This is a genomic window from Pantoea sp. VS1, assembly GCF_002207995.1.
Lineage (GTDB): Bacteria > Pseudomonadota > Gammaproteobacteria > Enterobacterales > Enterobacteriaceae > Pantoea > Pantoea dispersa.
In genome coordinates, this window is sequence record NZ_NHZE01000005.1 from 31,723 (window position 1) to 51,858 (window position 20,136).

General features: G+C 54.6%; 23 protein-coding genes and 1 pseudogene. 21 read left to right on the forward strand and 3 right to left on the reverse strand.

Annotated elements, in window-relative coordinates; translation table 11 throughout:
• Positions 1-53: 53 nt before the first annotated feature.
• Positions 54-938, reverse strand: coding sequence for a sugar phosphate isomerase/epimerase family protein (locus CBW22_RS02420; RefSeq protein WP_021507777.1), 885 nt, complete (start codon positions 936-938; stop codon positions 54-56).
• A 320-nt stretch (positions 939-1,258) separates the two neighbouring features.
• On the opposite strand from CBW22_RS02420, the gene CBW22_RS02425 reads away from it, so the two are divergent.
• The gene (locus CBW22_RS02425) at positions 1,259-2,278 is read left to right on the forward strand and encodes a LacI family DNA-binding transcriptional regulator (RefSeq protein ID WP_021507776.1); all 1,020 of its coding nucleotides are present in this window, start codon (positions 1,259-1,261) and stop codon (positions 2,276-2,278) included.
• A 29-nt stretch (positions 2,279-2,307) separates the two neighbouring features.
• Here CBW22_RS02425 and CBW22_RS26240 read toward each other — a convergent pair whose 3' ends face one another.
• Positions 2,308-2,478: a hypothetical protein gene (locus CBW22_RS26240; protein WP_165899365.1), complete on the reverse strand. Its 171-nt coding sequence runs from the start codon at positions 2,476-2,478 to the stop codon at positions 2,308-2,310.
• On the opposite strand from CBW22_RS26240, the gene CBW22_RS02430 reads away from it, so the two are divergent.
• The gene (locus CBW22_RS02430; protein ID WP_088515920.1) at positions 2,477-3,400 is read left to right on the forward strand and encodes a TIM barrel protein; all 924 of its coding nucleotides are present in this window, start codon (positions 2,477-2,479) and stop codon (positions 3,398-3,400) included. The two genes, CBW22_RS26240 and CBW22_RS02430, sit on opposite strands and share 2 nt — an antisense overlap.
• 10 nt (positions 3,401-3,410) lie before the next feature.
• Entirely contained in the window at positions 3,411-4,580 is a 1,170-nt protein-coding gene (locus CBW22_RS02435; RefSeq protein WP_088515921.1) for a Gfo/Idh/MocA family protein, read from the forward strand.
• Positions 4,581-4,674: 94 nt separating this feature from the next.
• On the opposite strand, the pseudogene CBW22_RS02440 reads toward CBW22_RS02435, so the two are convergent.
• Positions 4,675-4,929: pseudogene (locus CBW22_RS02440) on the reverse strand (LysR family transcriptional regulator); the annotation flags it as partial.
• 405 nt (positions 4,930-5,334) lie between these two features.
• Between CBW22_RS02440 and CBW22_RS02445 the strand changes: the two are divergent.
• The 18 genes from CBW22_RS02445 (at position 5,335) to CBW22_RS02530 (ending at position 20,047) form a co-directional block, all read left to right on the forward strand.
• Positions 5,335-5,700, forward strand: a complete 366-nt coding sequence (locus CBW22_RS02445) for a type II toxin-antitoxin system RelE/ParE family toxin (protein ID WP_088516076.1) — start codon at positions 5,335-5,337, stop codon at positions 5,698-5,700.
• Positions 5,687-5,986 (forward strand): helix-turn-helix domain-containing protein, encoded by a 300-nt coding sequence (locus tag CBW22_RS02450; RefSeq protein ID WP_010615565.1) that lies wholly within the window; start codon positions 5,687-5,689, stop codon positions 5,984-5,986. The genes CBW22_RS02445 and CBW22_RS02450 overlap by 14 nt, the downstream gene beginning before the upstream one ends.
• Before the next feature lie 212 nt (positions 5,987-6,198).
• Entirely contained in the window at positions 6,199-7,122 is a 924-nt protein-coding gene (locus tag CBW22_RS02455) for a ParA family protein (protein ID WP_088515922.1), read from the forward strand.
• Complete coding sequence (gene dnaB-PI, locus CBW22_RS02460) at positions 7,112-8,479, forward strand: SPI-7-type island replicative DNA helicase (protein ID WP_088515923.1); 1,368 nt, start codon at positions 7,112-7,114, stop codon at positions 8,477-8,479. The genes CBW22_RS02455 and dnaB-PI overlap by 11 nt, the downstream gene beginning before the upstream one ends.
• A complete protein-coding gene (locus CBW22_RS02465) occupies positions 8,476-10,182 on the forward strand; it encodes a ParB family protein (protein WP_088515924.1) in 1,707 nt (568 codons plus the stop codon). Before dnaB-PI ends, CBW22_RS02465 begins: the two co-directional genes overlap by 4 nt.
• Positions 10,175-10,432 (forward strand): TraR/DksA C4-type zinc finger protein, encoded by a 258-nt coding sequence (locus tag CBW22_RS02470; RefSeq protein ID WP_088515925.1) that lies wholly within the window; start codon positions 10,175-10,177, stop codon positions 10,430-10,432. The genes CBW22_RS02465 and CBW22_RS02470 overlap by 8 nt, the downstream gene beginning before the upstream one ends.
• Positions 10,422-11,165, forward strand: a complete 744-nt coding sequence (locus tag CBW22_RS02475) for a DUF2786 domain-containing protein (RefSeq protein ID WP_088515926.1) — start codon at positions 10,422-10,424, stop codon at positions 11,163-11,165. Before CBW22_RS02470 ends, CBW22_RS02475 begins: the two co-directional genes overlap by 11 nt.
• Positions 11,166-11,249: 84 nt before the next feature.
• Positions 11,250-11,849, forward strand: a complete 600-nt coding sequence (locus CBW22_RS02480; RefSeq protein WP_088515927.1) for a DUF2857 domain-containing protein — start codon at positions 11,250-11,252, stop codon at positions 11,847-11,849.
• On the forward strand, positions 11,849-12,079 hold the full coding sequence (locus CBW22_RS02485; RefSeq protein ID WP_059012802.1) for a ParE family toxin-like protein: 231 nt from the start codon (positions 11,849-11,851) through the stop codon (positions 12,077-12,079). Before CBW22_RS02480 ends, CBW22_RS02485 begins: the two co-directional genes overlap by 1 nt.
• 78 nt (positions 12,080-12,157) lie before the next feature.
• Positions 12,158-13,396 carry an STY4528 family pathogenicity island replication protein gene (locus tag CBW22_RS02490; protein ID WP_088515928.1) on the forward strand — a complete coding sequence of 413 codons (1,239 nt, stop codon included), beginning with the start codon at positions 12,158-12,160 and terminating at the stop codon, positions 13,394-13,396.
• 60 nt (positions 13,397-13,456) lie between these two features.
• The gene (locus CBW22_RS02495) at positions 13,457-13,654 is read left to right on the forward strand and encodes a hypothetical protein (protein ID WP_088515929.1); all 198 of its coding nucleotides are present in this window, start codon (positions 13,457-13,459) and stop codon (positions 13,652-13,654) included.
• A gap of 338 nt (positions 13,655-13,992) precedes the next feature.
• Positions 13,993-14,712 (forward strand): PFL_4669 family integrating conjugative element protein, encoded by a 720-nt coding sequence (locus tag CBW22_RS02500; RefSeq protein WP_088515930.1) that lies wholly within the window; start codon positions 13,993-13,995, stop codon positions 14,710-14,712.
• A gap of 17 nt (positions 14,713-14,729) precedes the next feature.
• Positions 14,730-16,742, forward strand: a complete 2,013-nt coding sequence (locus CBW22_RS02505) for a DNA topoisomerase III (protein ID WP_088515931.1) — start codon at positions 14,730-14,732, stop codon at positions 16,740-16,742.
• Positions 16,743-17,372: 630 nt separating this feature from the next.
• Entirely contained in the window at positions 17,373-17,864 is a 492-nt protein-coding gene (locus CBW22_RS02510; RefSeq protein WP_058770118.1) for an STY4534 family ICE replication protein, read from the forward strand.
• A gap of 72 nt (positions 17,865-17,936) precedes the next feature.
• Complete coding sequence (locus CBW22_RS02515) at positions 17,937-18,485, forward strand: single-stranded DNA-binding protein (protein ID WP_088515932.1); 549 nt, start codon at positions 17,937-17,939, stop codon at positions 18,483-18,485.
• Positions 18,486-18,628: 143 nt separating this feature from the next.
• Complete coding sequence (locus CBW22_RS02520) at positions 18,629-18,913, forward strand: type II toxin-antitoxin system TacA family antitoxin (RefSeq protein WP_088515933.1); 285 nt, start codon at positions 18,629-18,631, stop codon at positions 18,911-18,913.
• Positions 18,904-19,386, forward strand: a complete 483-nt coding sequence (locus CBW22_RS02525; protein ID WP_088515934.1) for a GNAT family N-acetyltransferase — start codon at positions 18,904-18,906, stop codon at positions 19,384-19,386. Before CBW22_RS02520 ends, CBW22_RS02525 begins: the two co-directional genes overlap by 10 nt.
• A 349-nt stretch (positions 19,387-19,735) precedes the next feature.
• Entirely contained in the window at positions 19,736-20,047 is a 312-nt protein-coding gene (locus CBW22_RS02530) for a hypothetical protein (RefSeq protein WP_141097284.1), read from the forward strand.
• Positions 20,048-20,136 lie beyond the last annotated feature (89 nt).

Here is a 20,136-nt window from a genome sequence, read left to right on the forward strand (position 1 = left end):
CTCACCCCAACCCTCTCCCGCAGGCGGGAGAGGGGGCTGATTGTGCATGCAACTTACAGATTCAGCAGTTCGCGCTCAATCAGCTCGCGGGTTTCCACCGCCTGATACTTCATCTTCTCCGGATAGCCAAATAGCGCGGCGGAGATAATCGACTCGCCGCCCACTTTATAGTGGCGGTTAGCGAAATCCATCTCGCGCAGCGCTTCGAACAGCGCGTCGAAATTCACCTCACCTTCGCCAACTGCCACGTGCTGGTGGATGGTGGCATCGACACCCGGCGGGTTAACGATGTAGCGACAGTGTTTGGTGTGGTTCATGGTATCGGCAATCAGCATGTGCGACAGATCGTCGCCAGCGTAATGCAGCATACTCTTCACGTCGCCTTTGCCCTTGTCATAGTAGAACGTATGCGGTGCGCTGTAGATGTATTTGACGTTGTCGCTGCGGAACGACTTGACGATATCGGCCGTTTCATTGCTCTCTTCGCAGAAATCCCACGGATGCGCCTGAATTTCTACGCGAATCCCCTCTCGCTCGAAAATCGGCAGCAGCTCGTCCATTGAGCGATAGAACATCTCTTCGCAGATTTCCGGCTCGTTCGGGTTACCGGAGAGCTCGGTATTGATCACCTGCACGCCCATCTCCACGGCAATCTCAATCATTCGCTTCCAGTTTTTCACCGCCGCCTGGCGCCGCAGCTCATCCGGTCCCGACCAGCGATAGACGGTGATAAACGAGGAGATTTCCAGTCCGGTAGCGTTGAGCGCATTTTTGTACTCGCGCATGATCTCCCGGCTGGCTTTTGGGTGTTTATAGAACGGATTGATCTGCGGATGCGGCGACTGTTCAATGTATTTATAACCCCACTCCGCGACCTGATGCACCATACGCGTGATGCCGAGATCGCGGATAACATCCACATCAAAAGCGATTTTCATTGTTGTTCTCCTGCGCGTTACGTTACCCACCACCGCAATCGGCGGCTGGTGTGGCGTCAACTATAAAAACAGCCCGGCACCGGCTCTAATGCTTTGCTGATGCATTTCCATCAGTGCCGGCGGCCCGCTGCGGCGAGCTTTTGCCAAATAATTATTCTATTTGCGTGAGAAATGAAACGAATGAGGGTGTTTGTGCGACAGCGATCAAAAGAATGAGAGGATTTACTCATTAATTGAGAGATAACGACCGGCTTATATGGCGTGAAAGCATAACGTCAGGCATTATTTTTGATAGTTTATTATCATTAAGGGGCTTAACGATGAGCAAAATTACCATGAGCGCGATTGCCGCCGCTGCCGGGGTGGGGATCGCCACCGTGGATCGGGTGCTCAATCGCCGCGCGCCGGTGCGGGCGCAGACCGAACAGAAAGTACTGGCAGCGGCGCATCGGCTGGGTTACCGCAGTAGCCACGCCCCGCTCAGTGCGCAGAGCGACGGCGTGACGCTGCGCATGGGGTTTATCCTGCTGTCGGCTTCGTACTCTTTTTATCAAACGCTAACCGATGCGCTGCGCCAGCAGACGCAGCCATTTCATCCGGCCGGCAGCGAGCCGCTGTTTGTCTGGCACGAGATTGATGAGGTGGCAGCGGTGGTGGATTCGCTCTACCGGCTGGCTGAGCAGGTGGAGGCTATCGGCGTGGTGGCGCTGGATCATCCGCTGATCCGCCACGCGATAGCGCACGTTTCGCGTCAGGGCGTGCGCGTCTACGCGCTGTTTTCTGACTTTTCGCCCTGTGGGCATGCTGGCTATTTCGGCCTGGATAATCAGAAAGCCGGGCGCAGCGCGGGCTGGATCGCCAGCCATCTGCTGCATCAGCCGGGGCCGGCGGGCGTGCTGCTGGGGGATCACCGCTTTATCTGTCAGGAGAACTGCGAGAGTGGTTTTCGCTCGTATCTGCGCGAGCAGGACAGTGCGCGCCGCGTGCTGGAACCGCTCAAAACCCACGAATCGATTGCCGGTGGTTATCAGGCGACTCGCCAGCTGCTGGAGCAGCATGCCGATCTGGCGCTGATCTACGCACCGTGCGGCGGCATAGAAGGGGTCGTTCAGGCGCTGCGTGAGCAGCCGCAGCGTAAGGTGGCGCTGATTTGTCACGGCCCGGTCAATGACGGCGACCTGGCGCTGATAGATGGCACCATCACGGTGATGCTGCGCCACCAGATCGATGACATGGCACGACAGCTGGCGCAAACCGTGCTGCAACGTCACGCTGAGCGCAGCGACCATTTTTCTCAGGTCACCCTGCCGTTTGAGATCGTCATGCGGGAAAATGTATGAGGCGTTGCGCTGTCACCCTTTGTTATCGCTCACCGGGCGACAGCCACGCCAGCGCGCATGACGACAGCATTTGATAAAAATATATCAAAAATTTGATAATTAAATTTATGATCGCTATCAAAGAATGAAAGTTCCATGATTGAGGTTGGTGAAATATCTATTTGATACTGACGCCAGCCCTCATCATAAGGAACCATCATGACCCTACACATTGCCAATGCGCCCTGCAGCTGGGGCGTAGACGATCCTGACAATCCTTTTCTGCCGCCATGGCAAACGGTGCTGCGCGAGGCGGTCCAGGCCGGTTACCGCAGCATTGAACTCGGGCCGTGGCGCTATCTGCCGACCGATGCCGCCGAACTGCGCCAGCAGCTGGAAGCGCATCAGCTGTCGCTGGTGGCCGGCACCATTTTTGATGATTTGGTCAGCGAGGCGAATTTCCCGGCGATGGTTGAACTGACGCACAACATCTGCCGCAACCTGTCGCAGGTGCCGTGCGCGGCACGCACGCACGGTGATAACCGACCCGCGCCCTATCTGGTGATTATCGATTTCGGCAACCCGCTGCGGGCGCAATTTGCTGGTCAGACAGAGAAAGCGCCACGCCTGGCACCCGCGGACTGGCAGCGCATGATGCAGCACATCACTCAGCTCAGTCACATCGCCTGGCATGACTACGGCGTGCGACCGGTGATTCATCCTCATGCCGGTGGCTGCATTGAGTTTGCCGATGAACTGGAGCAGCTGGTGCAGGACATCCCGCATGAGGTCGCCGGACTGTGTCTCGATACCGGCCATCTTTTTTATTCCGGCATGGATCCGCAGACCTGGCTGCAACGCTACTGGTCGCGCATCGACTATCTGCATTTCAAAGACATCAATGCGGCCGTCTGGCGCGATGTGATTGCGCGCGGCGTCGACTTTTTCACTGCCTGTGCCGAGGGCGTGATGTGCCCGCTTGGCCAGGGCGCGATTGATTACCCGGCGCTGCGGGCGTTTCTCGCTGAACGTCACTACCAGGGCTGGATCACCATTGAGCAGGAGCGCGATCCGCGCAACGCCGCCACCAGTCTGCAGGACGTCACGGCCAGCCTGCACTACCTGCATTCCATCGGATTCTGAGGAGAACAGCATGATTAACGGGAGCAAAGTACTGGATCGCGCGCTGCGCTGGGGCATGGTGGGCGGCGGCGGCACCAGCCAGATCGGTTACATCCACCGTTCCGCTGCTTTACGCGACGGCAATTTTACCTTAGTGGCGGGTGCGTTTGATATTGATGCGGAGCGCGGACAGGCGTTTGGTCGCGCGCTGGGCGTGGCGGCGGAGCGCTGCTATAGCGATTACGAAACCCTGTTTAAAGCCGAAGCCGCGCGTGCTGATGGCATTGAAGCCGTCTCCATCGCCACGCCGAACAATACGCACTTTGCTATCTGCCGCGCCGCGCTCAGCGCCGGGCTGCACGTGGTGTGTGAAAAACCGCTGTGTTTCACCTCCGCTGAAGCTGAGGAACTGCAGCAACTGTGTAAAGCGCAGCAGAAGATCATCGGCATGACCTACGGTTATGCCGGGCATCAGCTGATTCAGCAGGCGCGCACCATGATTGCTGACGGGCTGCTGGGTGAGATCCGCATTGTGAACATGCAGTTTGCTCACGGCTTTCATCACGAAGCGGTGGAGCTACAGAACGCCAGCACCCGCTGGCGCGTCGATCCGCGTTTTGTCGGCCCGAGCTATGTGCTGGGCGATCTGGCCACCCATCCGCTGTTTATCGCTGAAACCCTGTTGCCGCAGTTGCAAATAAAACGCCTGCTGTGCAGCCGCCAGAGCTTTGTGGCCTCGCGTGCGCCGCTGGAAGATAACGCCTTCGTGATGATGGAATACGACAACGGCGCGATCGGTACGCTGTGGGCGTCAGCGGTGAACTGCGGATCGATGCACGGCCAGAAAATTCGCGTGGTGGGGGCCCGAGCCAGTCTCGAGTGGTGGGACGAACAGCCAAACCAGCTGCGCTATGAAGTGCAGGGCGAGCCGGTGCAGATTCTTGAGCGCGGCATGGGTTATCTGCACGCCAGCGCGCTGGCCGATGACCGTATTGGTGGCGGCCATCCCGAAGGATTATTTGAAGCCTGGTCGAATCTCTATCGCCGTTTTGCGCTGGCGATGGACGCCACCGACCGCGGCGATCACGCCTTCCTGCAGGACTTCTGGTATCCGGACGTACACGCCGGGCTGATGGGGGTACGCTGGGTGGAACAGTGTGTCAAATCGGCGGATGCCGGTGCGGTGTGGGTTGAGTGCTGACTGGCTGACGAAATTTAACCGGAATGCGAGGCAGCGGGGCGGCATCCGTGCTTTACTGGGAGCCGCTGCGCATGCCTTCTGCAGTTGCTGCGGCGATCTGATCGATGGCGCGCTGCGCCTGTTCGCACTGGTGCAAAATAGTGAAGGCATGATGGTAAAGCATTTTTCCTGCTTCGGTAGGCGTTACGCCGCGTTTGGTGCGGATCAGTAACTGCTGATTCACTTCTCCTTCCAGCGTGGCAAGCTGCTGGCTTAGCGCCGGTTGCGCAATATGCAAACTTTCAGCGGCCTGCGTCAGGCTGCCCGCGTCGACGATTTTGATGAAATATTTAAGGCGACGAAGGTTCACGATTACTCCCTCTGGCGACACGATTCGGTGTATCAAAAACGTCCGGCACGATGAGATGCAGCAGACGCTGAGTTAAGGACAAAAGCCACGACGGCAGGCAGGTACTACGATTAACAGTTTTTTAACATCGACACGCGCAACGCGGCGTGACCGGTGGCGCAATTCGCTGGAAAGGTTTGGGCGCAATCGCAAAAGTGTGCGACGCGTCGCGCAAATGGGGCCGAAGCAGTCAGGGTCGTAATGGAGCTAATCGATATTGCATGGGATTGCAGTTTTTTCAGGTACTCCGCACAAGCTGAGTACGTCCACAGCGATGCTGGCATCCGGCATGATACAGGTCATCTTTTCAATATAACTTCCGGTTTATATCAGGACGCTATAAACTACAGGTTATATGAGGTGATTTTGAACAGCTGGAAGGTAGAAACCACCGCGCGCTTTGCCACATGGCTGCAGGCGCAGGATGACGCGATGATTGAGGATGTGTTGGCCAGCCTGGCGGTTCTCAGGGAGTTCGGGCCCACGTTAGGGCGGCCTGATGTTGATACCCTCGTCGGGTCGCGTTTTTCCAATATGAAAGAACTCCGTGTTCAGAGTAATGGCCGGGCGATTCGTGCGTTTTTTGCCTTCGATCCGGTCAGACGGGCCATTGTGCTCTACGCGGGAAACAAAACCGGAACGCATCAGCGGCGCTTTTATCAGGCGATGATTAAACTGGCTGACCGCGAGTATCAACAGCATCTGGAGGAGATGAATCATGCCAAAACTTGAAGACCTGATTGCTCAGCGTTCGCCTGAATCACAGGCGCGCATCAGAAATAAGGCGGCGGAAAAAATCCTCGAGATTCGCCTGCGCCAGCTGCGGGAAGAACTGGCGCTTTCACAGGTACAGCTGGCTGAAAAGATGGGTGTTTCGCAACCTGCTATTGCAGCCATCGAGGCGCGTGGTGACGAACTGAAACTCTCCAGCCTGAAAAAGTACGTTGAGGCGTTAGGCGGAAAATTGAGTGTAACCGTTGAACTGCCAGCCGGTGACGGGCGGATCTTCCAGCTTTAAGAGTTTCTGCCAGGCCGCAGGGTGAGCGATTCTGCCGGCGCAGAAAAGCAAAAACCCAGCCATAAGGCTGGGTTTTCTGAATAGTGGTGCCCGGACGCGGAATCGAACCACGGACACGGGGATTTTCAATCCCCGTGTGTAAGTATTAATTTTTTCCGCTTTGATTGTTGTGAAATTGCTTATCTCACCTGAATAAACTTCAGGTGTTATAAATGCATTTAAAATCAGATAATTACAAATCACTTGGTGCCAGACCGAAAGTGATTCCAGTTGTTTCAACTAAAGGTGGCGAGGGTAAATCAACCCAGGCCGCAAATCTCGGCGGTTTTCTCGCCGATGCGGGCATCAAAACCCTCATTATCGACGGGGATCACGCTCAACCAACTGCCAGCAGTATCTACCCCTTAGCATATGAAGCGCCTTGCGGTCTCTATGAGCTGCTCATGCAGACTGCAGACCTCTCACGGCCAGAAAACATAATTTCCCGCACCGAGATCGATAATCTGGACGTCATTGTCTCCAATGATCCCCGCAACCTTTTACCTACCTACATGCTCAATGTCGCTGACGGACGCGTGCGCCTGCGGAATGCGCTGGCAAATCCAGTATTCAGCCAGTATGACGTCATCCTGATAGATTCACAGGGTTCACGTTCGGTGATGTCGGAACTGATTATTCTTGCCGCTACCGGTGAAATGATCGGCATGGTTAAGCCCGTTCTGCCCGATGTCCGCGAATTCATGCGCGGCACAGTTGCTCTTATGGAAGAGCTCCTTCCTTATCTGGCCTTTGGTATCAAACTCCCGCAGATACGCATGCTTGTTAACTGTATGGATTATACGGTGCTGGCGAAAACAACCGTTGAGCATGCTGAAGCCATCATTTCAGGCGGGGATTACAGTCAGCATTCGGACAAAATAGTTATTGAGATGCTTCAGACCAGAATCTATGACCTGGATATCTATAAACATGGTCATGCAGCAGGGCAGCCAGTTCACAGGCTCGAGAAGAAAACCAGCCGTAAAAGTGATTCGGCCTTTGATTCGATGCACAACCTTGCATGCGAACTTTTCCCCGAATGGAAAGAGAAGTTTGACGAGCTTGCTGCAGAAGGGGAACGTAAAGATGACCTCTAATCGCAGAAATATCCCCGGTCTGTTTTCTCTTGATGCTGAACAGTCTGTCATCGGTGGCCTGATGCTGGATAACGATCGCTGGGATGAAGTGGCAATCCGCCTCAGCGCCAATGATTTCTTCCATAAGGTTCATAAAGCCATCTTTCAGGAAATGACGCGTCTGGTGGCGGCCAGTAAGCCCATAGACCTCGTGACGCTGGTTGAAAGTATTGAAAGCCGTGGTAAAGATGCCCTTGACCAGCTCGGTGGCTTTGCCTACCTGGCAGAGCTCGCTAAGAATACGCCCAGCGCGGCAAATATCGTTGCGTACTGTGACATAGTGGCAAAATACAGTCAGGGTCGTCAGTTAGCCGCAATTGGTACAGAAATCACTGAATCGGTAAAAAAACCGGGTGCTGATATTGAAAGGGTAATGGAAATTGCCGAGCAGAAAATCACCCGACTTGCCGAGCGAACTGAACCTGAACAGGCAGTCACTCTCATTGATGGTATGGAAAAGCTGCTGGTTGAGCTGGAGCGCCGATGCAATGTCCCTGACGGTATTACCGGTACGCCTACAGGTTTTGAAGACTTCGATGCCATGACCAGCGGTCTTCAGGCTGGCGACTTAGTGCTTATAGCGGCACGTCCATCAATGGGTAAAACGGCGTTGCTGATAAGTTTGCTGATTAATTCCTTAATGAAAAAAAAGGAGTCAAACGGGCAGTTTTACAGTCTTGAACAGCCAACAGAACAGATCCTGATGCGCATGGTTGCTTCACTGGGCAGCATAGACCTGACCCACCTCAAGAGTGGGTTAATGGATGATGAAGACTGGGCGCGCGTGTCAAACGCTTATGGGTTGTTAACAGGGGACCTCAAGGATCGCCTCATCATTGATGACACCGGTTCACTGACGCCGGCGATGCTTCGTATTCGCGCCAGGCGCAACGCCCGGCGCTATGGTCATCCATCGATTATCGGACTTGATTACCTGCAGCTGATGCGCTGCCCGGATCAGGAAAACCGCACGCAGGAAATTGCTGAAATATCGCGTTCCCTGAAAGCGCTGGCCAAAGAAATGGACTGCCCTGTTGTTGCGCTGTCACAACTGAACCGACAGCTTGAGAGCCGCGCAGATAAACGTCCGAATAATGGTGATCTTCGCGATTCCGGGGCTCTTGAACAGGACGCTGACGTCATCGTTTTTATCTACCGCGATGAGGTCTACCACGAAAACACGGATGATAAAGGCGTCGCTGAAATCATCATCAGCAAACAACGTCAGGGGCCTACAGGCACAATTCGCCTGCAATATGAAGGTCGTTTCACCCGATTTTCTGACCTGACGGCCAGCGCAGGGAGGACAGCAGCATGAGTAACGTTCGTAACCTGAACATCGGAGCTGCCATGCTGCAACGGGGTAAATCGCCTTCTCAGGTCACTGACCCAATGGATGCCGCTACATTGCCGGTCAGCGAAATGGCAATGGTACTGTCACTGGACCAGCTGCGCCCGAATCCGGACAACCCCCGTAAAGGCCGCAATCCACGTTATGAAGAAATCAAAGCCTCCGTACGTGCTCGCGGACTGGATTCCATTCCTAAAGTGACCCGCGACCCTCAGGGGGAAGATGTTTACATCTTCAGCGACGGCGGCAACACCCGATATCAGATTCTCTGTGAGTTATGGCAGGAAACCGGCGATGAACGTTTCTATCGCATACACACTATTTTCAAGCCGTGGCCAGGCAGGCTTAAATGCCTGGTTGGTCACCTTGCAGAAAATGAAGTCAGGGGAGATCTGACTTACATCGAAAAAGCCTTTGGTGTGCATAAGGCCCGCGTGATTTACGAAGAGCAACTAGGCCGTGCTGTTACGCTGCGGGAACTTTCTGACCTGCTCGGTCAGGAGGGTTATCCAATTGATAATTCAAGTGTCAGCCGCATGGAGGACACGCTGAACTACTTATATCCACATATGCCAAAACTACTTGAATCTGGCATGAGTCGCAGTCAGGTAACGCCTCTTCTCAGCCTTCGCTCCTCTGCTATGAAGGTCTGGAAAGTATTTAGCGGTGACGTTAAACCTGCCGCTACTCTGGATGAAGTATTTGGCTCAACATGCAGGGTTTTTGACGAACCAGACAGCTATGCGCTTGATGTATTCAGAGATGAATTTATCGGCCAGTTGATTAAGGCTCTTCCGCATCCAAGCCTGAATTATGATCGCTGGCTGATTGAGCTTGACCCCCGCGAGCAGAAGCGCCGTGAGCAGTTTGGTGAGCCGCCACCGCTGCCGGCAATGACGCCTCCGCCGGAAAGAGCGGCAGGCCGGGAATCCACGGCATCTCAGGTCACTGTCCTGCCTCCGGATACCAGCTCCGAAACGCCGGTCACGGGGCTGCGCAGTGGCACCCTGACCACACCAGGTCGTCCCGAGCCGGCTCCGGAACTGCCCGCGGGCGCTGAACTGCCTGTGAACGCACTGGTAACCGCCGGCAGTGAACCGCGTCGCGAAGTACAGGATGATCTGTTCGGCGGACGACCAGTCATTACCGGCGAAACGGCTGGCTCGGACAGCATTTCTCTTCCTGATTTCAGCTCGGGCACGCTGATGTCCGCATTTGGCGAGGAGAGTGAGTCCCAGGCCGCGCCCGTCAGTTCGGTCGCCTTCGCTGCAACCGGGCTTGAGCCCGTCAGCGATATCTGGCACATCCCGGCACTCCAGGATGATATTGAGCATCTGCAGGATATGGCCTACCGGCTTGTCTTCGAGATTGCCGAGGCGATGGGCTGTGCGGACAACGTGCGGGAGGATAAACACCCTCAGTCAGCAGGCTTTGCCGTCTCCGAAACCGGCAGCGAATTTGTCCTCTTCCTGGCAGGCCTGTCCGGCGCGCTCCCCAACAGGCAGTTCAATATGTTCCTGTTCTGCCTGAATTTCTTCGGCTCTCAGTCTCCATCTGACACGGCCGTATTCGACGATATTACGGTGGTAAAAACCCTGCGCCTTATCCGCGTTCTCCGCCGTCTGCGTGAGCTGCAGCGACAGTCTGCAAAAGGAGGGGAAAATGTCTGATGACCTGAACGATGAAATGGCGCAGGCCAGTACGGCTCTGTTCACCCAGCGCGGCATCGATGCAATCCGGGCGCAGGTGCACTCAGTGAAACCGTCAAAAGTGTTCTGCGAATGCTGCGGAGCGGACATACCGGTCGCTCGCCAGCAGGCTGTGCCGGGCGTGGAGCTCTGTGCCGGCTGTCAGGATGTGAAAGAGAAACAGGACCGTCACCGTGCTGCCGGGAGCAGGGGGATGCGCTATGTCGGATAACGCAAAAGTCACAGCCCGTATCCGCCGCCTGATGGCGCTGGGCACGCGCAAAAGTAACCCTCATGAAGCCGCCCGTGCGGTGGCACTGGCCCAGCGGCTTATGCAGCGTCATGGTATGACGCCAGACATGCTTTCTCTCAGTGGCATCACCGAGTCAGTCTGCCTGAGCCTGACCAGTAATGCAGATAAGGTGCCAGCCTGGCTGAGCTCTCTGGCAACAGTGGTCTGCATGGCCACAGGATGTCGCTGCTGGTTTGGCTGGCATGTTCATGTCAGTTCACAGGGAACCAGCAGCGTTCGCCGTTCACTTCACTTTTATGGCTTCAGCGAACGACCCGAGGTGGCGCTCTACATCTATACAGTTCTGCAGCGCCAGCTGCGCGTCGCGTCTGAAACGCACATGGAACAGTATCGTACCCGTCGGATGCTGCTGCGTACGCGCCGTCGTCGTGCAGACCAGTTCAGGGAGGGCTGGGTATCCGGCGTCTGGCAGGTACTGCGTTCATTTGCGCCCTCTGAGGAGGAAAATACCGTACTTCAGCGCTGGCTGACAAAGCGACATGCCGGAGACGCACTGGCCGACGTGACTGTTCGTGAGGCGGGAAGCTGTCGCGGTGACAGCGCGGCCCGGATGGCCGGTTTTCTCGCCGGCCGGGATGCCGACCTTCATCATGGCCTCGGTGGCGCACAGGCACCCCGGCAGATTTCAGCAGGGGGAGGCTCTCATGACTGATGTTCTTTTATGGTGTGCCTGCCTGTCGGGCTGGATCTTTGATGTTCTGCTTGTTGCTGATCAGACGTTATCAGGAGGTGGCCTGTGAGCCAGATTAATCTTTCCCAGGCCACCACGGCCATTCTCTCATCCCTTCTTATGGACATTAAGAATGGAAATATACGTCGCTGCGAGTCGCTTGGTATGTCAGTAGAGGAGATACGTGCACTGAGTCAGCTCAGCCTTGATGAACTGCACTACCTCAGCCAGTCGCACGTTTCCGTTCTTGATATCCGTCTGAACCACGAAAATTTCTGGCTGATGCTGAATCAGGCTCGGAATGAACTCAAGCGCATGCTGATGATCGATCGCGCGCTTGAACTGGGCGGCTCTATGGAGCTGATAGACAAATATTTCGGTCTTTCACCTGCGGAGGTCAGTGCCCGGCGCCGACTCATGGGTATTGAGTCGCGTCAGGGGCGTACTCAGGGCCTGACGGAGCCGCAGGATGCAGCGCTCTGGACCGAGTGGAAAGCCTCAGGCCTGACTTCACCAGATTCCCATCAGGCGCTGGAAGCGATGATGCTCACTGCCGAGCAACATGGCCTGTCTCTTACCGCCGTTTGGAGTCGGGTTTGTCAGTGGTGCCGCGAGGCAAACACGTCATTACGTCGGACCGAGTCAACCGCTCGCAAGGAGGCGTGATGGAACTGGAAGATTTTTCTCCTCGTCAGCAGGTTTCCCCGGCGGTACGCCGCCGGGCGCAAAAGTTATTTCATGCACTTTGCTGCGGCCAGAAAGTGTTCCGCCGGCTGACCATGAACGGATATCTCAAGATAGATGTAGGACCGTTCTGGCGCATCCTGAGCAAGGACGGTGGCCGGCAGTGGTGGCTGATGGATCATGAGACATACAACCGTGAAATACGCCGGTAAAGGATTGCCGCTGATGACCACACTGTGCCGGGTTTATCCCGGCACAGTGCTGTCTCAGGCAGAAGAGGAGAGCATAAAATGACCATTCCCGCCGACAGTATCGTGGCGCATACGCTTGGCAGAATGCAGCAGAATCTTGAGCGGCGCGCTGATAACGGCGATGTAAGCCAGGAACGCAGCGGACTGCTGTTTATGGGAAACGTGCACGATGCGTTCCCGCGCAGGCTGTTTCTTGATACGCGCCTGTCACCGCTGGATAAAACCGCCTGGGTGATGATCAGGCTTTATGCGCAGCAGAATGAGGGAGCCATCTTTCCGACCTATGACGAGCTACAGGTTCAGCTGGCCTCTGCGCATTCCGAAAAATCCTCACGCGATACGGTGAGCCGCGTTCTGCTGATGCTGCGCCTGACCGGCTGGCTCAGTCTGTGTAAGCGGGTGCGCGATGACCTTGGCCGCGTGAGGGGCAATATCTACGCGCAGCATGATGAGCCGCTGGGTTACCGTGACGCCGAAACCTTTGACCCGGGCTGGCTGACACTTGTTGAAGAGAGCTGCCAGAATCGTAATAAAGCGGTCCGGATGACCGCGCTGGCCGTGGTGAATGATATCCTGCAGGACCCCGGGATGCGTCATCGTCACAGTCGCCTGGCCCTTATCGAAAGTCGCCTGAGCGCGCCGTCCACGCCTCAGCAGATGGTCTGCAATCGCCAGGCTGTGACCCGCAGTCCGGATTCCGGACTCAGTCAGAAAAGCGCAAAAAATCAACCAGATCCACTGAGTCCGGAAAACGGACTCAGTAATTCATTAATGGAGAAAACGCCGAGTCCGGAATCCGGACTCAGCCTGAAATCAATGACTTACACCGGAGTCCGAAATCCGGACTGTAACGTACGTTCTTTCACACAGAGTGTGAATAAAAAAACGTACGTACCGGGTGGAGAGCATTTTCTTCCTGACGATTTTGTTAACGGGCTGAACAGCGAGGATCGGCAGATGCTCACCACCCAGATGGCCTCACTGCCGGAAGCGGTAGCAAAAGCGCTGGCTGACATGCTCCGCGAACAACTGCGACTTGGCAGGCTTAATAACCCTGTTGGCTGGTTGTTCACGATGCTGCGACGTGCCCGCAGCGGTGAGCTGAATCTGCAGGAAGCCGCAGTACATGGCAGCTCCGGCAGCAACAATCCCCGGACAACCAGCATGCGTACTGTACCCGCAGTCAGCCTGCCTGTTCAGCCTGGCAACCGCCCGTCGCAAGAGGAAGTCAGGGAAATGATTGCCGCCATTCGTAGAAACGTAAACAGCAAAACGTAATTGCCGTATTGAAATCATTGAGTGCGCTCGAAGCGCCGCAACAAATAACAGGAGCCAACCATGACTAATCATTTCATGACGATGCTGACTGATGAGCGTCGAGATTCTCTGATTGACTGGGCTAAAGGATACATCTATGCCGCAGAAATATATGTGGCTAGCAACCCCGCTGACCGTTCCGGCAAAGCATACCTGGAATTGTTGCAAATAGCCCTCGCGGCGCTGACAGCAGCACCGGAGGCCAGCAATCAGCAATGAAAGCAGCAACGAGCGGCTGGATCAAATCGCTCAGTGCAGCGATGTGGCAAAACTATTCCCCTACGGACATGGTCAATGCAGGGTTGATTAAAAAGTGAACTTGCTGCGGGGCGCAGCAAGATTAAAAAACGTACAGACGATCGTCGGTTAACTCTCGAAGATGCCACCTGAACCTGCGACGAGTGGTTAAAAAATAACCTTGCTGCGCCCCGCAGCAAGAGTGATAAATGAGCAATTTCGGAATTTCATTAGGATGATTAAGAATTTCACATTGTTGGAAGGATAGTCTTTTCACGACTATGCCTGCTCTTCTTAACTGAATGCAGGTGACGACAACGATGGCAGAGAAACACAAAAGGGCTGGTGCTCTCCAGTCAGAACTCCATATAGAGCTGCATACTAATTACGCTATCGGCCTATGGGAAGGTCGCAAAAGAGAAAAGCCTGAGGATGGTAAAAAAGGCAAACAACCTATTATGGGAATGCCTCAGTTCCTTCATCGCGCAACTCTGATTAACAGAGATTCATTAATGAATGACCCCTGGGCGGATGCAGCAATGCTGGAACTGGAAGAAAAAATCGAATACGCCAGTAATGAAATGAGCAAACTGATTGATGCGCTGGACAAACAAATGAGCTTTGTTCCTGCAGGTGTCACGATCAGTGATGCACAGGCCGCAGAAACACTCGACCTGACGGTATTCAGCGGGACACCGCTGGGCTATCGCTGTGTTTTCCTGTTAATGGGTTTCGATCAGTTTGCCAAAAAAGTCCTGCAGGCGGCTCACTATAGTGTCATATCGCGTAAGCAACGTTATGAACTTCTGGGTGATGGCAGCAGGCTGTTACGTGAAATTTATGGATGTGTTCTGCGGTATCGTAAAAAAGGAGCAACCCGTCTTGATGCTGTTGAAAATAATGAAGTCTGGCAGAAAGCCTGTGAGGAAGCTGGAGAGCCCGATCGCGCTGTTTTGCTGGGGTTGAAGCGTTCTGCCTTTTCACCGCCGGTGAACGAAGCGAGCGTAAACCTGCTGCGCATGCGTTATCAGTCAGTCTGACTCACTGGAGGCTGGCTATGCGCCTTTATATCTGTGAAAAGCCCTCTCAGGGGCGCGATCTTGCGGGGGTTGTCGGCGCCACCCGCCGCGGCGATGGTTTTCTGACAGGCAGTGGCGTCACCGTCACCTGGGCCGTAGGCCATCTGCTGGAAACCGCTCCGCCGGAGGCCTACGGTCAGCAGTATGGTAAGCCCTGGTCGCTCTCTGCGCTTCCCATCCTGCCGGCCCCCTGGCAGGTTGTTGTGAAAAAGGAGACGCAGGATCAGTTTAAGGTCATAGAGCGGCTGCTGCGTCAGGTTGACGACGTGGTGATTGCTACTGATGCTGATCGTGAGGGTGAAGTCATCGCGCGCGAGCTGCTGGATTACTGCCGCTGGGAAGGCCCGGTGCAGCGGCTCTGGCTCTCCGCCCTGGATGAGCTCAGCATCCGTGCGGCACTCAAGGACCTTCGCCCCGGGCACGCCACGCTCGGGATGTATCATGCCGGTCTGGGGCGAGCCCGGGCCGACTGGCTGATAGGCATGAACCTCTCCCGCCTTTACACCCTGCGTGCAGCCGAGGCAGGCTTCGATGGCATTGTCTCTGTAGGTCGTGTGCAGACGCCGACGCTGGCGCTGGTTGTTCGCCGGGACCGGGAAATCGCCTCTTTCGTGCCCAGGCCTTACTGGCAGGTTAAAGCGATTATTTCGGCCGGCGGCCTCACCTTTCCTGCGCAGTGGGTGCCGGCGAAGGTGTATACCGATGAAGAAAAGCGCTGTGTTCACCAGAACATTGCGCAGCAGGTGGCGCAGCTGTGCCGTCAGACGGGGCACGCTGTGGTGACAGAATGTGACACTAAGCGCGAAAAAGCCGCCGCGCCGCTGGCTTTTTCGCTGGGCACCCTGCAGCAGGCCTGTGGCAGGCTATGGGATATGTCACCCCAGCAGGTGCTTGATACCGCGCAGAGCCTGTATGAAAAGCACAAGGCCACCACTTATCCCCGCACCGACTGCGGTTATCTGCCTGAATCCATGCGGGAAGAGATTTCCGGTGTGCTCGATGCCATTGGCCGTACCGACCCGGAATGTGCACCGGTGCTGGCAGGCCTTGACAGGGAATTTGTCTCGCGCATCTGGAACAACAAAAAAATAACGGCACACCACGGCATTATCCCCACGCGCAATGCGTTTCAGTTGTCCGCTCTGACAGAGGCGGAGCGTAACGTCTATCTGCTCATCCGCCGTAACTACCTCGCGCAGTTCCTGCACCTGCATGAGTCCGATTTCACCGAGCTGCAGTTCGACATTGGCGGGCAGCTGTTTCGCAGCACCGGACGAACGGAGGTGATAAAGGGCTGGAAGGTCCTTTTTGAAAAAGATCAGGATAGTAATATTGATGAGGACGATGAAGCAGCTGCTGCCCTGCCGCCGCTTAGCCGCAATGACCGCTGCGCGGTGACCGGTGCTGAGGTGGCGCAGCTGATGACCCGTCCGCCGGCGCACTATACGTTTGCCACCCTGATTGGCGCCATGATGAATGCGGCCGCTTTAGTTACGGACGTTGCGCTGCGTAAGGTGCTTAAAGACAATGCGGGGCTGGGCACCGAAGCTACCCGGGCAGGCATCGTTGAGCAGCTGCTGAACCGGCGTTTTATTGTCCGTAAAGGCAGCAAAATTATGGCGACCGAACTGGGAACCGACGTGATCGATGCCCTGCCGCCCCAACTGACCGAGCCGGGCATGACCGCGCTCTGGGAGCAGGCGCTGGATGAAGTTGCCGCCGGCCGTATGTCGCTGGACGACTTTCTGCGCCGCCAGGCCGGCTGGACGCGTAACCTGGTCAGCCAGTGGGCTCAGCAGCAGGTCCGTATCCGGGTTCCGCCCACGCCTGCCTGCCCGGTGTGCGGAGGGAAAACCCGCCTGCGCAAAGGAGAGAAGGGGGAGTTCTGGAGCTGCCAGCGCTATCCTGGGTGCAAAGGCGTCATAAACATCAGCGGCAGCAAAAAGAAGCGTTCCCGGAAACCTAAGTCTGCTGAATCAAAGAAGAATTAATCCGTCGTCTCCGATTGCGGGCCGTCAGGGGCTTTGCTATTGTGGCACCGGCTCTGAAGCCGCACCCCGTGACTGCGGGTTTCGTCAGCATCTAATGCATGTGCTGACGGAATACAGTCTGACCGGCCCTGTCCACACCTGAACGGGAGCCGGTAAGGCACGAAAACTCCGTGAAACCCGTGCCGGGCCCTTTCAGCCTTCGGAGCGACTGCGAAAGCAGGTTAACCTCAGGTCGATGGTGCAGACCTCAGAAGGCGGTGCCGCAGGGTGCCGCTTTTTTAATTTTATGTGCTGATGATTTTTTGCACGCTGCGACGTTGACATCCGCGGCGTCTGAATGAATGATAAAGAGGCTAATCGTTGTCGTTCCGACAACTGCCAATGTTCCGGTGATTTGAGAGGAACGCCTTCGGGTAATCACATGCCAATGCCATCACAACCTGAGAGATGGCGCTTTCGGGCGGTTTTAAACCTGTTAACCTCTGAGAACAGGAACTCTTCATGAGTTGAGGTCCATTTCACCAATTCAGCCAGTCGGCAATCCTTGCTGACATCCCTGCGGGAAACACTTCCCGTAAGGGACAGATGTTTCTCCGCAACCTGTTTAGTTTTTACTCCGGAGAAACCATCATGACTGCAACTACCAATACCCCTGCTTCAAACAGCTCTGCTTCTGCTAATCAGAAAAAAGAGTTTTTCAACCTCAACGTCAGCGGCATCGGATATCTCAATTCGATACGTCGTGTTCAGGGACCCAACGGCGAATTCACCTGCGCCGTTATTAATGCCCTGACCGGCCCTACTGATAATGCGTCCTATACCCGCTTCGATGTCACTGTCGCTGGCGCGGACACCACCAAACTCATTAACCGCTGTCAGAAAGCCGTTGATGAAGAGGAAAAAGTTCTGATTGGCTTCGTGCTAAGCGGACTCAAAGCCGATGTGTTTACCCTTCAGTCGGGTGATCATGCCGGTGAAAGCCGCCCTTCCCTGAAGGCCCGCCTTATCAAGGTGGAGTTCATCAAGAAAGGTCAGGACGTAGTCTATCAGGCACCCAATGCTTCCCAGACGCCAGAATCCGGCTCATCGGCTCAGAAAGAGTACGATCCGAATTCGTTCTAAGCGTTACGGATACACCACCGGAACATCCCGGTGGTCGTGTTTCTCACCCCACATTTCTGAGAGGAAAACATTATGTCCGCACGCGGCGTCAACAAAGTTATTCTGGTCGGTCATCTCGGTCAGGACCCTGAAGTTCGTTACATGCCAGATGGCAAAGCAGTGACCGGCTTAAGCCTGGCCACTTCTGAAACCTGGCGTGATAAACAGACCGGTGAAAACCGGGAAATTACCGAATGGCATCGCGTCGTGCTGTTTGGCAAGCTGGCTGAAGTTGCCGGTGAATACCTGCGTAAGGGTTCACAGGTGTATATCGAAGGTCAGTTACGCACCCGCAAATGGACGGATAACAGCGGCACCGATCGCTGGACTACTGAAGTCGTTGTGGGAATGAACGGAACGATGCAGATGGTGGGCGGAGGCCGTAACAATGGTACCAACACCAGTGGAAACAATGCGCAGTCAGGTCAGCAGAGTGCATGGGGCCAGCCTCAGCAACCTCAGCAGCCTCAGTCTGCGCCACAGAATCCGGCGAATGAGCCACCAATGGATTTTGACGATGACATACCGTTCCTCGGACACGGTTATGGCATATGCCGCAAAGCCATTTACGCCATTTCTTAACGGAATCACAGAATTATACCCTCTTATGCGCCAGCTCAGTCTGGCGCTTTCTTTTCATCATCTACTGAATGGTTATGTATAGCAATTTGCTACCATTCGGGATACCATATGCGTATAGCAATTTGTTACCAACAGGAGGAGTTATGCAAACAACTTTCCGTAAATCCGTTCGTGATAAGCAAATCAATATCCGTGCCACGGATGAAGAGCGCGCAGTGATTGATTATGCTGCGAGTCTGGTGAATAAAAACCGTACTGATTTCATCATTGAAAGGGCTGTGCATGAGGCACAGAACATTATTCTGGACCAACGCGTGTTCATTCTTGATGACGAACGTTATCAGGAGTTCATCAGGCAACTCGAAGCCCCTGTACAAAATGTTGAAGGTCGTCAGCGACTGATGGATGTAAAACCTGAATGGAAATAAAAGTCACTGCGCCTGCTTTACTGACAGAGGGGCATGATCTTGAGCCGTTCGATAGCGGAAATATAGTTCTTGATGACTGGCTTCGCCGGCGTGCGTTGAAAAATCAGCATCTCAATGCCTCCCGTACATTCGTCATCTGTCTTGAAGGAACCATGCGGGTAGTGGGTTATTATTCCATCGCGACCGGCTCGGTAAGTCATGTCGATTTGAGTCGTAGTCTCAGACAGAATATGCCCGATCCCGTACCGGTTGTTTTACTGGGCCGTCTTGCAGTCGATGTAACTACTCAGGGCAATAAATTCGGGAAATGGTTGCTGAATGATGCCGTGATACGCGTTTCAAATCTGGCGGATCAAGTCGGCATTAAGGCTATCATGGTACATGCAATTGACGAGCAGGCTAAAGCGTTCTACGACTACTTTGGCTTTGTCCAGTCCCCGGTTGCCGCTAACACATTATTCTACAAAATATGATGGTTTCATGCTGTTATCCAACAGCTGAACTCATGGGCTTCAAATTACTATCAACGCCGGTTCCCCCGGCGTTTTCTTTTCTGATTAAAGTTAATGGCCAGGTCCGTTGATTAACCCGTACCGGCTCTGCAGTATTTTTCTTCAGTTTCAGGAAAGGGTTCCGCATTGCCCGCTTTTTCATCACCGCGAGAATAGCACTCCAGGCTAAGACTATTCATGGGGTGAATCCTGATGGCAGTACTTTCAAGTCGCGTAGCAACGGTAATCAGACTGGCTGAGGGCTGGGTTATGCTGGTCAGCTGCAATAACTCAGATTCTGATAATGTATGATTAAAAAATGGGCGTTATCATGAACAATGCTAAGTGCAGCGGATTAAAAAGAGCTGTTAACAGTGTCACAGATATTTTTTATTTCGGTACCGCTGACGCCATTATTTTGTACCTGCTGATTTACATGCTGGCTGCGGGGGGCTCATACCTGATGCTGAAACCCCACGGTGGCTGGCCTGCAATCATTGCCGTCAACATCGGGGTTTATACGCTCAATCAAATCATCTCTCGCGTGTATAAAAACGATGAAGCTGGGATTTTGGTTGGGCTGACTTATCTTCTGGTGACGTTGTTTCCGCTGTTTCATCTCTTTTTCTGGGTGAAATGTTAAACCGCTTTTTTTGACGACGACATACCGTTCCTCGGACACGGTTATGGCATGTGCCGGAAAGCCATTTACGATATTTCATTATCGATTCA